Consider the following 14,123-nt stretch of genomic DNA (forward strand, 5'->3'; position numbering starts at 1 on the left):
CAAGGCAGGCGCGCGCCAGGCCTCAGTCGCCCGAGGTGTCGGATGCGGCGGTGACGGCTTCGAGATCGGCCATGGTCCGGTCCCGCAGGGCCTTGAGCTCGCCCATCGCGTCCTCGATCTGGGCCTTCTGCTTGTCGAGCTCGACGAGCTGCCGGTCGGCCAGATCGATCCAGTTGCGCATCTGCACTTCGGTGCCCTCGTGCTCATAGATGAGCAGCCACTGCCGGATGTCTTCGAGCTGGAAGCCGAATTTCCGGCCCCTCAGGATCAAAGTCATCCGCGCGATTTCCGTCGGGCCATAGAACCGCGAGCGGCCTTCGCGCTCAGGGTGGAGCAACTCGATATACTCGTAGTAGCGCAGGGTGCGCGGCGTTACGTCGAAGCGCGCGCACATTTCCTTGAAGCTCAATCGTTGATCGCTCATGCCCCATCCTCATAGCCATCGGGAGCATCTTAGGGGCCGGGGCAGGGGATTCCAAGCCTTCCAGTCGGGAACGCGCGCCGCTTGCAGCGACCCGCCGCCTTGGCCATAAAAGACAGGCCCTGCCCGGCGCGCTCTGCCCGGGCGGCGCGGCATCACACCAGACACCGGAGCGATCGGGCCATGAGCGACGACAGCACAGACACCCCCGGGCCCGGCGCCCGCGCGGCCGGGCTCTCCGAAGCGGAACGCACGGCGATCGCGACCCAGTTTATCGAGGCGATCCCCTATGCCCGCGCGCTTGGAATGCGGCTCCTCTCGATCGGCCATGGCGAGGCGGTGATCGACATGCCTTATGACGCGCGGCTGGTGGGCGATCCCGAAAGCGGGGTGATGCACGGCGGGGTGGTCTCGGCGCTGATGGACACCTGCGGCGGCGCCGCCGTCATGAGCCACCCGCGCGCCACCATGGCCACCGCGACGCTCGATCTGCGCATCGACTACATGCGCCCCGCGCGCCCCGGCGCCGCCATCACCGCCCGCGCGGAATGCTACCACGTGACCCGGTCCGTCGCCTTCGTCCGCGCCACCGCGACCGATGGCGAGGACGGGACCCCGGTCGCCGCCGCCACAGGCGCCTTCACCCTCGAACAGCTCCGGTCGGAGACAGGCACATGAGCGCCCCGCGCCATCGCGCGCCCGAGCCGGTCGAGGTCGTCCGCCAGCGCCGCGACGCGGGCCTCCAGCGGCTTGTCGATGGCGTCCCCTTCGCGGGCTTCCTCGGGATCCGCTTCGACCGGCGCGGCGATGAGCTGACCGGCATTCTACCCTATGCCGAGGCCCATATCGGCAACCCGGCGCTCCCCGCGATCCACGGCGGGGTGACCGCCGCCTTCCTTGAGGTGAGCGCGATCACCGGCCTTTCGTGGGCCTATTTCTGGCAGGATATCGAGGGCGATGCGCTGCCGGAGCCGGACGCGCCGCTGCGCCTGCCCAAGACCATCGATTTCACCATCGACTACCTCCGCTCCGGCCTGCCGCGCGATCTTTATACGCGCGCCCGGGTGACGCGCATGGGCCGGCGCTATGCCTCCGTCCATGTCGAGGCCTGGCAGGACAACCGCGCTCGCCTCACGGCCCAGGCCACCGGCCATTTCCTCATGCCGCACCGCGACGGCTAGGCCATGAGCGACAGCGCCGAAATCGCCCCCGGGGTCTCTTCCCGGCTGACCCACCGCCGCGTTCTCGCCATCGCGCTGCCCATCGTGCTGTCAAACGCCACGGTGCCGATCCTCGGCGCGGTCGATACCGGCGTGGTGGGCCAGATGGGGCAGGCCGCGCCCATCGGGGCGGTCGGGGTTGGCGCGATTATCCTGACGAGCATCTACTGGATGTTCGGATTTCTGCGCATGGGCACCACCGGCCTCGCCAGCCAGGCGCTCGGCGCGGGCGACCGGGCCGAGGTGGCCGCGCTGCTGACCCGGGTGCTGATGATCGCGCTCGCCGGCGGGCTCGCCCTCATCGCGCTCCAGTGGCCGCTCTTCGCCGGGGCCTTCCGCCTCTCGCCCGCCAGCGACGAGGTCGAGACGCTCGCGCATCAATACATGGCGATCCGGATCTGGTCGGCGCCCTGCGCCATCGCCGTCTTCGGTATCACCGGCTGGCTCATCGCCCAGGAGCGCACAGCCGCCGTGCTCGGGCTTCAGCTGTGGATGAACGGGATCAACATCCTGCTCGACCTGTGGTTCGTGCTCGACCTCGGCTGGGGCGTGCCCGGCGTCGCCGTGGCCACGCTCATCGCCGAAACAAGCGGCGCGGCGCTCGGCCTCTGGCTCTGCCGCGGCGCGTTTCGTGTGCCTGCCTGGCGCGATTGGGCCCGCGTTTTCGACCGCGCGCGCCTGAAAAACATGGCTCTGGTCAACACCGACATCCTGCTGCGCTCAGCCATGCTTCAGGCGATGTTCGTCTCCTTCCTTCTGCTCGGCTCCGAGTTCGGCGACGTGGAGCTCGCCGTCAACCAGATCCTCCTGCAATTCCTGACCATTACCGCCCACGCCCTCGACGGATTCGCCTTTGCCGCCGAGGCGCTGGTCGGCCAGGCGCTCGGGCGGCGGGACCGCGCCGGTCTGCGCCGCGCGGCGCAGCTCGCCAGCGTCTGGGGGCTGATCATCATCGGTCTGCTGACCCTCACCTTCCTCCTCGGCGGGGGGCAGATCATCGACTGGATGACCACCGCCGAGCCGGTCCGCGCCGCCGCCCGCGACTTCCTGCCCTACATGCTGCTGGCCCCGCTCGCCGGGCTGCCCGCCTGGATGCTCGACGGTATCTTCATCGGCGCGACCCGAACCCGCGACATGCGCAACATGATGGCGCTCTCGCTGCTGATCTATGGCGCTGCGCTGTGGCTGCTCATCCCGGCTTTCGGGAACCACGGGCTCTGGCTCGCCTTCCTCATCAGCTTCATCGCCCGCGGCGTGACGCTCGGCGCGCGCTACCCGGCGCTGGAGCGCGCGGTCTGAGGGGTTCGGCGTCCGCGATTGCTCGTTTTTCAGGCAGAACGAGGGGTGAGCTCCTCAGCCCACGTGCAGATCAGAGCAGGGTCAGGACCGCCTCGGGGGGGCGCCCGATGACCGCCCGTGTGCCGCGAAACACGATGGGCCGTTCGATGAGGCGCGGGTGCGCGGCCATGGCCGCCAGAAGCGTGGCCTCGTCGTCGGATTTCGACAGGCCAAGCTCCGAAAAGAGCGCCTCGCCCGGCCGCATCATCTCGATTGCCGTGAGCCCGAGCGCGGCTTTGGCAGCGCGGATCTCTGCAAGGCTCGGCGCCGCCTCAAGATAGCGCCGCGTGGTGATCTCGAGGCCCGCGTCTTCGAGTAATTTTAACGCGGTACGGGACTTGCTGCATCTCGGGTTATGCCAGATCGTGACACTCACCAGTCCTGTTTCCCCGTGCCCACGGCCTCGGCCACCGTGGCGAATCCATCGCGCTCCAGCAGCCGGTCGAGCCCGGTCGCGATCTCGCCCACCAGCCGCAGCCCGCCATAGACCAGCGCGGTGTAGAGCTGCACCGCCGACGCGCCCGCGCGGATCTTGGCGTAGGCATCCTCCGCCGAGCCGATTCCGCCGACGCCGATGAGCGGCAGGTCCGTCGCGCGCGCCAGCCGGGCGAGAACCCGCGTGCTTTTCTCAAACAAGGGCGCGCCGGAAAGCCCGCCTTTTTCATAGGCTTGCGGGGATCTGAGCCCGGTGCGATCCAGCGTGGTGTTGGTCGCGATGAGCCCGTCGATGCCCGCTGTCTGGGCCGTCTCGGCGATGGCGTCGATCTCGGCGTCACTCAGATCCGGCGCGATCTTGAGGAAGACCGGGATCGGCTTTGCGAGCCCGTCGCGCACCTCGAGCACACCGCGCAGCAGCGCCAGAAGCGCCTCTGGCCCTTGCAGGTCCCGGAGCTTTTCAGTGTTGGGGGAGGAGACGTTCACGGTCGCGAAATCGACATGCGCTCCTCCGCGCGCGAGCACAGAAGCAAAATCCGCCGCCCGGTCCGCGCTGTCCTTGTTGGCCCCGAGGTTGAGCCCGGTGACCAAATCGCTCGGGCCTTCGCGCAGACGATTAGCTATTCCGTCTATGCCTTGGTTATTAAAACCAAATCTGTTGATGGCCGCGCGATCTTCGCTGAGTCGGAACAGGCGTGGTTGCGGGTTGCCGGGCTGGGGCCGCGGGGTCGCGGCTCCCACTTCGATGAAACCGAAACCGGCATGGGCGAGCCCGCGCAGGGCCTCGGCGTTCTTGTCGAATCCCGCCGCCAAACCGACCGGATTGGGCAGCGAAAGCCCCGCGACGGTGGTCCGCAGCCGCGGCGACGTGATCAGCCCGGGCGATGGCGCGATCCCAAGACGGAGCGCCTGCAGCGCGAGCCCGTGCGCCCGTTCCGGATCGACCCGGTGGAGCAGGGCGAGCCCGAGCTCTTCGAGCAGCTTCATGCGGGCGGATCCAGAATCACGGCGCCATCCGTGCGGCGCGCAAGCGGCCGTCTCCAAGCCACGTCATCCGCGCGCAAGACCCTGTAAAGATGCGGGAAAAGCGCGCCCCCACGGGACGGCTCCCAGCGCAACTCCGGCCCAAGCGCATCGCTGTCGAGCGCCAGCAGCCAAAGCCCGTCCTCGCCCGCGAAATGCTTGTCGAGCGTGCCCTGCACCTGCTCGGCGGTCGAGATATGGATATAGCCATCGGCCAGATCCACCGGCGCCCCGCGGGTCTCGCCGGCGCGGGCAAAAGCGGCCTCTTCGTCGCCGCGAAAAATCTTGTAAATCAGCATGCCCCGCTCTTGCCCGCTCCTTGTGCAGTGGTCAAGCTGTCGCACGATTGTTGCGAACCCTATGCAAAAGCTTCCCCGGCGGCAATTTTGACATTGTGGCCAAAATAGGCTCTGGATTCGCCATCATCTGACAGGAGAGGACACCAACCAATGACATCCCGGATGCTTACCAGCGCAGCCGCGATCAGTCTGCTCGGCACCATGGCCGCGGCGGATTATTCGCTGACCATTCTGCACACCAACGATTTCCACGCCCGTTTCGAGCCCATCAGCAAGTACAATTCGGGCTGTTCGGCCGAAGACAACGACGCCGGCGAATGCTTCGGCGGCTCCGCCCGTCTCGCGACCGCCATCGCCGACGCCAAGGCGCGCAGCAACAACGCCATCCTCGTGGATGGGGGCGACCAGTTCCAGGGCACGCTGTTCTACACCTACTACAAGGGTGCGCTGACCGCCGAGATGATGAACAAGATGGGCTATGACGCGATGACCGTGGGCAACCACGAGTTTGACGACGGGCCCGAAGTCCTGCGCGGCTTCATGGATTCGGTCGATTTCCCGGTGCTGATGTCCAACGCCGATGTCTCGGGCGAGGCGCAGCTGGCCGACGTGCTGATGAAATCCACTGTGATCGAACGCGGCGGCGAGAAGCTCGGCCTCATCGGCCTCACCCCGCAGAACACCGACGAGCTCGCCAGCCCCGGCCCCAACGTGATCTTCACCGATCCGGTCGACGCGGTGCAGGGCGAGGTCGACAAGCTGACCGCCGAGGGCGTCAACAAGATCATCGTCCTGTCCCACTCGGGCTATGGCATCGACCAGCGCGTGGCCGAAGAGACCACCGGCGTCGATATCATTGTTGGCGGCCACACCAACACGCTTCTGGGCGAGATGGACGGCGCGGAAGGCCCCTATCCGACGATGGTCGGCGAGACCGCGATCGTCTCGGCCTATGCCTACGGCAAGTTCCTGGGCGAGCTGAACGTGACCTTCGATGACGAGGGCAAGATCACCGAAGCTGCCGGCGCACCGCTGATCATGGACGCGGCCGTGACCGAGGACGAGGGCACCAAGGCGCGCATCGCCGAAGCCGCCGTGCCGCTTGATGAGGTGCGCAACAAGGTCGTGGCGGAAGCCGCGGACAACATCGAGGGTGACCGGTCGGTTTGCCGCGCGATGGAATGCCCGATGGGCAACCTGGTGGCCGACGCCATGCTCGACCGCGTGAAGGATCAGGGCATCGACGTCGCGATCGCCAACAGCGGCGGGCTGCGCGCCTCGATCGACGCGGGCGAAGTCACCATGGGCGAAGTGCTCACGGTGCTGCCGTTCCAGAACACGCTCTCGACCTTCCAGATCACGGGCGCCACGCTCGTCGAAGCGCTCGAAAACGGTGTGAGCCAGGTTGAAGAGGGCGCGGGCCGCTTCCCGCAGGTCTCCGGCCTGACCTTCACCGCCGACCTGACTGCCGAGCCGGGCAGCCGGATTTCCGATGTGATGGTGGGCGGCGAAGCCATCGACGCCGACAAGCTCTATGGCGTTGTCTCCAACGACTACGTGCGCAACGGCGGTGACGGCTACAAGATGTTCACCACCGCTCAAAACGCCTACGACTTCGGCCCCGATCTGGCGGATGTCACGGCGGAATACCTGGTCGAACACGCGCCGTACCAGCCCTACACGGACGGCCGAATCACGATCAACAAGTGATCGGATCGCGCTGACCCCCGAGAGCCCCCGCCCAGCAGGCGGGGGTTTTTCGTTGCGTGCGGTGAGAGGCGCGATAAGCTTTGCGGCATGGATCATCCGCTTATCGATCTGATCACGGCGCGCATCCGCGAGGCGGAGGCCAAGGGCGCGTTCGACGATCTGCCCGGCGCGGGCAAACCGCTCGACCGGCTGCACGATCCGGACGCCGAGATCCTCAACCGGCTGACGCGGGAGGCCGGGGCCGAGCACCCCTTCGTGGCCCTTTCGCGCGAGATCGCCGCCTTGCGCGAGACGCTGCAGGATGAGAGCGACCGGACGCGGCGGCGGGAGATCATGGCCGAGCTGTCGATGCTGGAGACGCGGATCGCGATGGTGCGGCGCAGTGGGACCTAGGGCGCGCGGCGCTCCGGCACGCGTGGCAGGGGGCACCACCGCCCCCGATGCAACCGCCTGCAATCGTGACGCAAAGTGCCGCAGGGTCGAGTAGTGGTATACACAATCCCACGCTGTGGTATAACGAATCCCACGACGCTCTGTCCCAGTCTTTTCACAAGAGGGTAAATCCCCGAGACTGACCCGACAGAATCAGGGAGGGGGACACCATGCACGCCAGCGCCGGTTTTTTGCCGATCATCGCCTTGCTGCCGTTCCTCGGCGCCCTCGCCCCCGGCCTTGTCATTCGCGCGGGTCGCAACGCCTGCGCCAGTTTCACCGCCATCCCGACCGCGCTCGCGCTCATCATGCTGGGCTTCTGCGCCCCGGCGGTCTTCAGCGGCGAGGTGCTGACCTACAGCGTCGAATGGCTTCCCGCGCTCGGGCTTTCGGTCTCCTTCTTCCTCGACGGGCTCGGGCTGCTCTTTGCCGGAATGATCCTCTTCGTCGGGCTGCTCATCACGCTCTACGCCCGCCACTACCTCAGCGGCGAAGACCCGATGGGGCGGTTCTATACCTATTTGCTGCTCTTTCAGGGCGCGATGGTGGGCATCGTGTTGTCGGACAACATCCTGCTTTTGCTCATCTTCTGGGAGCTGACCTCGCTCTCGTCTTTCCTGCTGATCGGCTATTGGAACCACCTGCCCGAAGGGCGGCAGGGCGCGCGCATGGCCCTCACCGTGACCGGCGCGGGCGGGCTGGCGATGATCGGCGGAATGCTCATCCTCGGCGACATCGCGGGCAGCTACAAGCTGACGGACATTCTCGCGGCGGGGGAGGCGATCAAGGCCTCGGAGCACTACTTGCCCGCGCTGATCCTGATCCTCATCGGCGCCTTCACCAAATCGGCGCAGTTCCCGTTCCACTTCTGGCTGCCCCACGCGATGGCCGCGCCGACGCCGGTTTCGGCCTATCTGCACTCGGCGACGATGGTGAAAGCCGGCGTCTTCCTCATGGCGCGCATGTGGCCCGCGCTCGCGGGGACCGACGCGTGGTTCTACATCGTCGGCTCGGTCGGGCTCATCACCATGATCCTCGGCGCGCTCATCGCGCTCTTCAAGGATGATCTAAAGGCGCTGCTGGCCTTCTCGACGGTGAGCCATCTTGGCCTTCTGACCATGCTTCTGGGCTTCGGCACGGAGGCCGCCGCGATCGCCGCGGTGTTTCACATCATCAACCACCTGACCTTCAAGGCCGCGCTGTTCATGACCGCCGGGATCGTCGATCACGAGACCCACACGCGCGACATCAAGCGGCTCGGCGGGCTGCGTTACCTGATGCCGATCACCTTCCTGATCGCGGTGGTCGCCGGGCTCTCGATGGCCGGGATTCCGCTTTTCAACGGGTTTCTCTCCAAGGAGCTGATGCTGGAGGAGGCGGCCCATACCTCGTGGCTCGGGAGCCCCTATGTCGTGCCCGTGCTTGCCACGCTCGGCGCGCTTTTGTCGGTCGCCTATTCCTTCCGCTTCATCGTCCACACCTTCCTCGGCCCGGTGCGCGATGACTACCCGCACAAGCCCCATGATCCGAACCCCGGCATGTGGGCCGCGCCCGGGTTTCTGGCGCTTTTGGTCGTACTGATCGGGATCTTTCCGCAGGCGACGGTCGGCCCGCTGGTCGAGCTCGCGGCGACGGCGGTTGTCGGGCATGAGCTGCACCATTGGCACGATCTCAAGCTCTGGCACGGGGTGACGCCCGCGCTCATCATGTCGATCATCGCGGTGATCGGCGGGCTGCTGCTTCTGACGCGCCATGGCCCGCTTGACCGGCTTTGGCTGGCCGCGCGGCGCCCTGAGGCCAAGCGCATCTTCGATGCCGGCCTCGGCGGCGCGGTCGCGACCTCGGGCCGCCTCATCCGCGGCAGCCACGACGGCTCGCTCTCGCGCTACCTCACGATCTTCTGCGCCACGGTGCTCGTCCTGGGGCTCACCGCCGCGGCGACCGGGGGGCTCGCGCCGGCCACGCGGCCGATGCTGCCGGTCTCGCCGGTGGCGGTCGTGGGCTTCGTGCTGCTCGTGGTGGGCACGGTCGGGATGCTCTTCGCCCACCGCCACCGTTTCCGCGCGCTCATCATCATCAGCGTCGTGGGGCTCATGGTTTCGGCCGGGTTCGTCTACCTCTCCGCGCCGGACCTCGCGCTGACCCAGATCTCGGTGGAGACAGTCACGGTCATGCTGCTGCTCCTCGCGCTGCACTTCCTGCCCAAGGATACCTCCGTCGAGAGCAGCCGGATCACCCGGCTCTTCCACGGCGGCATCGCGGTGGCCATCGGCCTCGCGGTCAGCGCGCTGACCTTCGCCTTCCTGCGCCGGGATTTCTCGACCATCTCCGATTTCCACCTCGCCAACGCCAAGTCCGGCGGGGGCGGGACCAACGTGGTCAACGTCATCCTCGTGGATTTCCGGGGCTATGACACCTTCGGCGAGATCATCGTGCTCGGCATCGCGGGGCTCACCATCTTCGCGCTGATGGAATCGCTCCTCGGCGGGCGCGCCGCGCGGCGGCTCCGCAACTGGATCTTCGCCCACCGGCGCTCGGAGGATCGCCACCCGTTGATGATGGTCGTCGCCACGCGCATGCTCCTGCCGATGGCGGTGATGGTCGGGGTCTACATCTTCCTGCGCGGCCACAATCTGCCCGGGGGCGGGTTCGTTGCGGGGCTGGTGATCGCGATCGCGCTCCTGATGCAATACATGGCCTCCGGCTTCGCCTGGGCCCAGGCGCGCCAGAAGGTGGAATACCACGCGCTGATCGGCTTCGGCGTCGTGATCGCGGGGCTCACCGGGGTGGGCGCGTGGTTCTTCGGCAAGCCGTTCCTGACGAGTTGGTTCGGCTATGTGCACATGCCGCCCATCGAGGAATTCGAGCTCGCCACCGCCGCGCTCTTTGACCTCGGCGTTTTCCTGACCGTGCTCGGCGCGGTGATGCTCATGCTCTACAGCCTCAGCCGCATCGCGCGCTACGCCGGCGAGACGGTCAACGTCGAGGCAATGGACTACGACCCCTCCAAATCCGCCGACGACAAGGAGAGCCGTTGAGATGGAATTGCTCGTCGCCCTCTCCGTGGGCCTTCTGACCTCCGCCGGGATCTACCTCATCCTGCGCCTGCGCAGCTTCGCGGTCATCCTCGGGATGGCGATGCTGTCCTACGCGGTGAACGTCTTTCTCTTCGCCACAGGGCGCCTCGCCGTGGGCGCCCCGCCGGTGCTCTCCTATGCCAAGGACGTAAGCTATACCGACCCGCTGCCGCAGGCGCTCGTGCTGACTGCGATAGTGATCTCCTTCGGCATGACGGCCGTGCTGGTGATGATCGCGCTCGGCGCCTATTTCGAAGCGGGCAGCGACCACGTCGCGACCGACCCCGAAGACCTGGATGACGCCACCCCATGAACCACTGGATCATCGCCCCTGTCGTCCTGCCGGCGCTCATGGCGCCGCTCATCGCCTTCGTCATGCGCCACGACGCGCTTCTCGCGCGGAGCGCCTCCTTTGCCGCCACGGTCTCGCTTGTGGCGATCTGCACCGGGCTGATGGTGATCGCGGGGGACGGGGCGGTCCATGTCTACAAGCTGGGCGACTGGCCCGCGCCCTTCGGCATCGTGCTCGTGCTCGACCGGCTCTCGGCGGTGATGATCCTGCTGACCTCGGTCCTCGCGCTCATCACCCTGACCTATGCCGTCGCCAGCGGCTGGGACCAGCACGGGCGCCACTTCCACGCGCTCTTTCAGTTCCAATTGATGGGCATCTGCGGCGCGTTTCTCACCGGCGACGCCTTCAACCTCTTCGTCTTCTTCGAGGTGCTGCTCATCGCCTCCTACGGGCTGATGATCCACAGCGGCGGGCGCAAACGCCTCGGCGCCGGGCTGCAATACGTGATCATGAACCTCGCCGGCTCGACGCTCTTTCTCTTTGCCCTCGGCACGATCTACGCCACGACCGGGACGCTCAACATCGCCGACCTCGCGGTCAAGGTGCGCGAGATCCCGCTGGAGGAGGCCGCGCTGCTGCGCGTCGCGGCGATCCTTCTGCTGATGGTCTTCGCGGTCAAGGCGGCGATCTTCCCGGTCCAGTTCTGGCTGCCGGGGACATACACCCACGCGCCCGCGCCGGTCGCGGCGCTCTTTGCCATCATGACCAAGGTCGGGGCCTATGCGATCCTGCGGTTCTACACCGTGATCTTCGCCCCCGATGTCGCCGCCGTGGGCAGCCTCATCAGCGATTGGCTCCTGCCCGCCGCCATCGTGACCGCCTTCATCGGTGCGCTCGGCGTGCTCGGCACCCGGCGGCTGACCCCGCTCATCGCCTATTCGGTCGTCGCCTCCATGGGCACGCTGATGATCGGCATCGCCGCCTTCAGCCCCGCCGCCGCCTCTGCCGCGCTCTACTATCTCGTGCATTCGACCTTCGCCGCCGCCGCGCTCTTCCTGCTGGCCGATCTGATTGTCCTGCGGCGGGGCCCGGCGCGCGATGCGCTTGCGCCCGCGCCGGCCTTTCCGCAATCGGGCCTGCTCGCCGCGCTCTTTTTCGCCGGGGCCATCGGCATGGCGGGGATGCCGCCGCTGAGCGGGTTTCTCGGCAAGCTGCTCATCCTCGACGGCGTCGCGGGCCACCCGTGGCAGGCGGGCCTGTGGTTCACCATCCTCGCAAGCTCGCTGCTGCTGATCGTCGGCTTCGCCCGCGCCGGGAGCCTGCTCTTCTGGTCGCGCCCTGACGCCGAGGCCGAGGGTGAAGACACCGCACCCACAGAGGACGACGCCCCGCCGCCAAGCCTGCCGGCCTGGTCCATCGCCTCGGTGGTGATCTGCCTTGCGATGATGGCGCTCCTGTCGGGCTTCGCCGGGCCCGCCTCGCGCTTCCTGGAGGCCACGACCGGCGATCTCTTCGACCCCTCGGCCTATATCTCGGCCGTGCTGGAAACCGGACCGGAGGGCTGAGAATGCTGCTGCGCCGATTGCTCCCCCACCCGCTGCTGAGCGTCTTCCTCGCGATCTTCTGGCTCCAGCTGGTCAACAAGATCACGCCGGGCAATATCCTGCTGGGCAGCTTTCTCGCCATCGTCATCCCGATCATGACCTCGACCTACTGGCCCGACCGGCCGCTGCTCAAACGCCCGCTCAAGGCCTTTGCCTATACCGGGATCGTGCTTTGGGATATCCTCGTCGCCAATATTCAGGTGGCGCTCATCGTGCTCTTCAAGCCCAACCGCGAGATCCGCTCCAAGTGGATTTCCGTGCCGCTGGAGCTCAAGGAGCCTGAAGCCATCACCGTGCTCGCCGCGACCATCACGCTGACGCCGGGCACGGTTTCGGCCATGCTCTCGGCCGATGGCTCGGCGCTTTTGGTGCATTGCCTGCATTCGGACGATCCCGAAGCGGTCTGCGCCGATATCAAATCGCGCTACGAGCGCCGGTTGAAGGAGATTTTCGGATGATAAACGCCGCCCTCTTGTTCGCCTTCGCCTGTTTCGGGATCGGGCTGCTCTTCACGCTCTGGCGCGTGGCGCGCGGCCCCGGCACGGTCGACCGTATCCTCGCGCTCGACACCATGGTCATCAACGTCATTGCGCTGATCATCCTCTTCGGGCTCTACACCGGCACCAGCCTCTATTTCGAGGCCTCCATGCTCATCGCGATGGTGGGCTTCGTCGCCACCGTCGCCTATTGCCGCTTCATCCTGCGCGGCGACATCATCGAATGAGGGGCTTGGCATGATCATTGAAATCATCATCTCCGCACTCATCGTCATCGGCGGGATCTTCGGCCTCGTCGGCTCCTTCGGGCTCTTGAAACTCAAGACCACGATGCAACGGCTGCACGCCCCCACCAAGGCCACGACGCTCGGCGTCGGCGGGCTGCTTCTGGCGTCGATGGTCAAGGCCTATTACGACAAGTCCATGCTCTCGAGCCACGAGCTGCTGATCCTCTTCTTCCTGTTCATCACAGCGCCGGTCTCGGCCAATTTCATGTCCAAGGCCTACATGCTCTTGCGGGTCGATGAGGACGGGCTGCCGGACACCGGGAGCGACTACGGCTGGGCCGGGTACGATCTGCCGCCCGCTGACACGGAAACCGCGCATTCCCGGCTGGGGGACAGCGGCCCATCCGATTGATCCGGCGCGCCTCACGCGGCGGATCGCGGCGCCGACGCCGCACGCGCCTTGCGCGCGCAAACCCGGAACAATCCTGAAAGACGGGGAGAGAGTGGTGGGCGACCCTGGAATCGAACCAGGCGTGCGTCTCCGCGAGGGAGTTACAGTCCCCTGCCACACCTTGCGGCCTGTCGCCCACTCCGACGGGCCGCAGCCCGTTCGTGTGGAGCGTGATTATCGCCGTGCCAAGGAGGCGTCAACAGGAAAATCCCTTCGGGTGGATGGGAGGAAAACAGCTTGCGGTGCGGCCGCTCGCGCCGCATTGTCGCGCGCGCAATCGGGCAGGGACGAGTGAGATGAAAAAACCCAAGTGGGTGGTCGAAAAGGAGCGCGGCAAACGCGAGGCGGAGCGCGAGACGGTCTGGCTCTTCGGGCTGCACGCGGTGCGCGATGCGCTCGGCAATCCGCGGCGCGAGAAGCTGCGGCTGATCCTGACGCCCAACGCGGCGGACCGGCTGGGCGATGTGGTGGGGGCGAGCGGGGTCGAGCCCGAGATCGCCGATCCGCGCCGGTTTCCCGCGCCGCTCGATCCGCAATCGGTGCACCAGGGCGCGGCGCTCGAGGTCAAACCCCTGTCCTGGGGGGCCTTGGGTGAGGTCAGCCTCGGGGACGGCGAGCGCCCGCCGCGCGTGGTCCTGCTGGACCGGGTGAGCGATCCGCATAACGTGGGCGCGATCCTGCGCTCGGCGGAGGTCTTCGGCGCGCGCGCGGTGATCGCCCCGCGCCACCATTCGGCGCCTGAGACCGGCGCGCTGGCCAAGACCGCGAGCGGCGCGCTGGAGCGCCAGCCCTACCTGCAGGTGCGCAATCTGGCGGACGCGATGAAGGAGCTCCAGTCCGCGGGCTACATCCTTCTGGGGCTCGACGGCGAGGCGGAAGCCAGTCTCGACGAGGCCGCGGCGCAATTCGCGGATCGGCCGATCGGCCTCGTGCTCGGCGCCGAGGGGCCCGGGCTGCGCCAGAAAACGCGCGAGACCTGCGACATGTTGGTGCGCATTCCCTTTGCCAGCGATTTTGGCTCGCTCAACGTCTCCAATGCGGCGGCTGTCGCCCTATATGCCTGTCGTACCGGCTGAAGGAGAGAGACGATTCCAGGC

General features: G+C 67.0%; 16 protein-coding genes and 1 tRNA gene. 12 read left to right on the forward strand and 5 right to left on the reverse strand.

The features are described from left to right. Positions 1 to 22: 22 nt before the first annotated feature. Entirely contained in the window at positions 23 to 424 is a 402-nt protein-coding gene (locus BM353_RS01670) for a MerR family transcriptional regulator (RefSeq protein WP_092075956.1), read from the reverse strand. A 180-nt stretch (positions 425 to 604) separates the two neighbouring features. Between BM353_RS01670 and BM353_RS01675 the strand changes: the two genes are divergently transcribed. From BM353_RS01675 to BM353_RS01685, 3 genes are read left to right on the forward strand one after another with little or no spacing between them, the layout of a single operon-like run. After that, a complete protein-coding gene (locus BM353_RS01675; RefSeq protein WP_092075958.1) occupies positions 605 to 1,099 on the forward strand; it encodes a PaaI family thioesterase in 495 nt (164 codons plus the stop codon). Beyond that, positions 1,096 to 1,602: a PaaI family thioesterase gene (locus BM353_RS01680; protein WP_092075960.1), complete on the forward strand. Its 507-nt coding sequence runs from the start codon at positions 1,096 to 1,098 to the stop codon at positions 1,600 to 1,602. The genes BM353_RS01675 and BM353_RS01680 overlap by 4 nt, the downstream gene beginning before the upstream one ends. Positions 1,603 to 1,605: 3 nt before the next feature. After that, positions 1,606 to 2,940, forward strand: a complete 1,335-nt coding sequence (locus BM353_RS01685; protein WP_092075962.1) for an MATE family efflux transporter — start codon at positions 1,606 to 1,608, stop codon at positions 2,938 to 2,940. 70 nt (positions 2,941 to 3,010) lie between these two features. Here the strand turns inward: BM353_RS01685 and arsC are convergent, their stop codons facing one another. From arsC to BM353_RS01700, 3 genes are read right to left on the reverse strand one after another with little or no spacing between them, the layout of a single operon-like run. Further along, complete coding sequence (gene arsC, locus BM353_RS01690) at positions 3,011 to 3,358, reverse strand: arsenate reductase (glutaredoxin) (RefSeq protein WP_092075964.1); 348 nt, start codon at positions 3,356 to 3,358, stop codon at positions 3,011 to 3,013. Continuing rightward, positions 3,352 to 4,401, reverse strand: a complete 1,050-nt coding sequence (locus tag BM353_RS01695) for a quinone-dependent dihydroorotate dehydrogenase (protein WP_092075966.1) — start codon at positions 4,399 to 4,401, stop codon at positions 3,352 to 3,354. The genes arsC and BM353_RS01695 overlap by 7 nt, the downstream gene beginning before the upstream one ends. Then, positions 4,398 to 4,736, reverse strand: coding sequence for a DUF952 domain-containing protein (locus BM353_RS01700; protein ID WP_092075968.1), 339 nt, complete (start codon positions 4,734 to 4,736; stop codon positions 4,398 to 4,400). Before BM353_RS01700 ends, BM353_RS01695 begins: the two co-directional genes overlap by 4 nt. 150 nt (positions 4,737 to 4,886) lie before the next feature. Here BM353_RS01700 and BM353_RS01705 point away from each other — a divergent pair, with 150 nt between their 5' ends. The 8 genes from BM353_RS01705 to BM353_RS01740 all read left to right on the forward strand — a co-directional run bounded on the left by BM353_RS01705 (position 4,887) and on the right by BM353_RS01740 (position 12,987). Continuing rightward, positions 4,887 to 6,446 carry a bifunctional metallophosphatase/5'-nucleotidase gene (locus tag BM353_RS01705; RefSeq protein WP_092075970.1) on the forward strand — a complete coding sequence of 520 codons (1,560 nt, stop codon included), beginning with the start codon at positions 4,887 to 4,889 and terminating at the stop codon, positions 6,444 to 6,446. Positions 6,447 to 6,533: 87 nt separating this feature from the next. Continuing rightward, positions 6,534 to 6,839 carry a DnaJ family domain-containing protein gene (locus BM353_RS01710; RefSeq protein WP_092075972.1) on the forward strand — a complete coding sequence of 102 codons (306 nt, stop codon included), beginning with the start codon at positions 6,534 to 6,536 and terminating at the stop codon, positions 6,837 to 6,839. A gap of 209 nt (positions 6,840 to 7,048) precedes the next feature. Beyond that, positions 7,049 to 9,916, forward strand: a complete 2,868-nt coding sequence (locus BM353_RS01715; protein WP_092075974.1) for a monovalent cation/H+ antiporter subunit A — start codon at positions 7,049 to 7,051, stop codon at positions 9,914 to 9,916. 1 nt (position 9,917) lies between these two features. Continuing rightward, the gene (locus tag BM353_RS01720; RefSeq protein ID WP_092075976.1) at positions 9,918 to 10,268 is read left to right on the forward strand and encodes a Na+/H+ antiporter subunit C; all 351 of its coding nucleotides are present in this window, start codon (positions 9,918 to 9,920) and stop codon (positions 10,266 to 10,268) included. Next, entirely contained in the window at positions 10,265 to 11,812 is a 1,548-nt protein-coding gene (locus tag BM353_RS01725) for a monovalent cation/H+ antiporter subunit D (RefSeq protein WP_092075978.1), read from the forward strand. The genes BM353_RS01720 and BM353_RS01725 overlap by 4 nt, the downstream gene beginning before the upstream one ends. 5 nt (positions 11,813 to 11,817) lie before the next feature. Next, positions 11,818 to 12,309 carry a Na+/H+ antiporter subunit E gene (locus tag BM353_RS01730; protein ID WP_092076465.1) on the forward strand — a complete coding sequence of 164 codons (492 nt, stop codon included), beginning with the start codon at positions 11,818 to 11,820 and terminating at the stop codon, positions 12,307 to 12,309. Then, on the forward strand, positions 12,306 to 12,575 hold the full coding sequence (locus BM353_RS01735) for a K+/H+ antiporter subunit F (RefSeq protein ID WP_092075980.1): 270 nt from the start codon (positions 12,306 to 12,308) through the stop codon (positions 12,573 to 12,575). The genes BM353_RS01730 and BM353_RS01735 overlap by 4 nt, the downstream gene beginning before the upstream one ends. Positions 12,576 to 12,585: 10 nt before the next feature. Further along, on the forward strand, positions 12,586 to 12,987 hold the full coding sequence (locus BM353_RS01740) for a Na+/H+ antiporter subunit G (RefSeq protein ID WP_092075982.1): 402 nt from the start codon (positions 12,586 to 12,588) through the stop codon (positions 12,985 to 12,987). A 92-nt stretch (positions 12,988 to 13,079) separates the two neighbouring features. Here the strand turns inward: BM353_RS01740 and BM353_RS16835 are convergent. Further along, positions 13,080 to 13,163: transfer RNA gene (locus BM353_RS16835), tRNA-Tyr, on the reverse strand. A 159-nt stretch (positions 13,164 to 13,322) separates the two neighbouring features. Between BM353_RS16835 and rlmB the strand changes: the two genes are divergently transcribed. Then, complete coding sequence (gene rlmB / locus BM353_RS01745; RefSeq protein WP_092075984.1) at positions 13,323 to 14,102, forward strand: 23S rRNA (guanosine(2251)-2'-O)-methyltransferase RlmB; 780 nt, start codon at positions 13,323 to 13,325, stop codon at positions 14,100 to 14,102. Positions 14,103 to 14,123 lie beyond the last annotated feature (21 nt).

This window comes from Poseidonocella sedimentorum (genome assembly GCF_900116005.1).
Classification (GTDB): Bacteria; Pseudomonadota; Alphaproteobacteria; order Rhodobacterales; family Rhodobacteraceae; genus Poseidonocella; species Poseidonocella sedimentorum.